Here is a 1316-nt window from a genome sequence, read left to right as displayed (position 1 = left end):
GGGGGAGCCGTTGTATTAGCTGGCAGGTGCTCCTTCATGCCCGGGACCGGTCCATCACTTGCTCCGCCGGTGCCTGCTGCCCGGTCCCGGCCGTGTGCGGGGGCGTCGGGGCGGGGCTTGCCGGTGCCGTGGCGGAGGATCCCGGTGCCCGAACGGTTTCCGGCCCGTCCCCTGCCCCGCCCGTGGTGCCGCAGCCGGCCAGCAGCGATAAAAGAACCGCCGCCCGCCTGGAGGCGGAAGCGGCGGTCCTTTTTATCGTTGATCACGACAACGAGTGATCCTGAAGGGCCGGGCTTTAGCGTCCGGCGGTCATGGACCGGCGGACTGCATAGGCGCTTCCCGCAGCGGCCAGCAGGCCACCGCCGAGGGCGATCATGCCCATCTCGTTGCCGCCGTTGGTGGCAGCAGCGGTGACGCCGGTGTCAGCACCGCCGGCCGGCATCATCTGCAGCGGTCCACACAGGGCCGGAGCCGTTGCTGCCAGAGGCAGGTCAGGTGCCACTGAGCTCATTTTCTCCGTGGCCGCGGCCGGCTGGTTTGCCGGATCCAGGCCATGGACCACGATCACACCGGTGCCGTTGGCCAGAGCATCCTGAGTGTCCTCGTTCAGCTCGAACGTGCGCTCGTAGGTGAAGCTGCTGCCCGAAGGAGCGACGCTGACATCGGCGGCTGCCTCAGGGCCGGTGGGTCCCGAAAGCGAGAGGCCGGTCCATCACTTGCTCCGCCGGTGCCTGCTGCCCGGTCCCGGCCGTGTGCGGGGGCGTCGGGGCGGGGCTTGCCGGTGCCGTGGCGGAGGATCCCGGTGCCCGAACGGTTTCCGGCCCGTCCCCTGCCCCGCCCGTGGTGCCGCAGCCGGCCAGCAGCGATAAAAGAACCGCCGCCCGCCTGGAGGCGGAAGCGGCGGTCCTTTTTATCGTTGATCACGACAACGAGTGATCCTGAAGGGCCGGGCTTTAGCGTCCGGCGGTCATGGACCGGCGGACTGCATAGGCGCTTCCCGCAGCGGCCAGCAGGCCACCGCCGAGGGCGATCATGCCCATCTCGTTGCCGCCGTTGGTGGCAGCAGCGGTGACGCCGGTGTCAGCACCGCCGGCCGGCATCATCTGCAGCGGTCCACACAGGGCCGGAGCCGTTGCTGCCAGAGGCAGGTCAGGTGCCACTGAGCTCATTTTCTCCGTGGCCGCGGCCGGCTGGTTTGCCGGATCCAGGCCATGGACCACGATCACACCGGTGCCGTTGGCCAGAGCATCCTGAGTGTCCTCGTTCAGCTCGAACGTGCGCTCGTAGGTGAAGCTGCTGCCCGAAGGAGCGACGCT

At 69.1% G+C, this 1316-nt stretch carries 2 protein-coding genes and 1 pseudogene; all 3 read right to left on the bottom strand.

The window, feature by feature from the left end:
* On the bottom strand, positions 1 to 266 hold a 266-nt coding region (locus Y707_RS32375), incomplete at its 3' end, for a hypothetical protein (RefSeq protein WP_035783261.1).
* 29 nt (positions 267 to 295) lie between these two features.
* A complete protein-coding gene (locus Y707_RS28525) occupies positions 296 to 511 on the bottom strand; it encodes a GVDTG sorting domain-containing protein (protein ID WP_155853268.1) in 216 nt (71 codons plus the stop codon).
* A 442-nt stretch (positions 512 to 953) separates the two neighbouring features.
* A pseudogene (locus Y707_RS31850) lies at positions 954 to 1316 on the bottom strand (hypothetical protein); the annotation flags it as partial.

Source organism: Arthrobacter sp. H14 (genome assembly GCF_000520495.1).
Lineage (GTDB): Bacteria > Actinomycetota > Actinomycetes > Actinomycetales > Micrococcaceae > Arthrobacter_C.
Note: the sequence above shows the minus strand (reverse complement) of the source record. Positions and strands in the feature narration are given on the sequence as shown.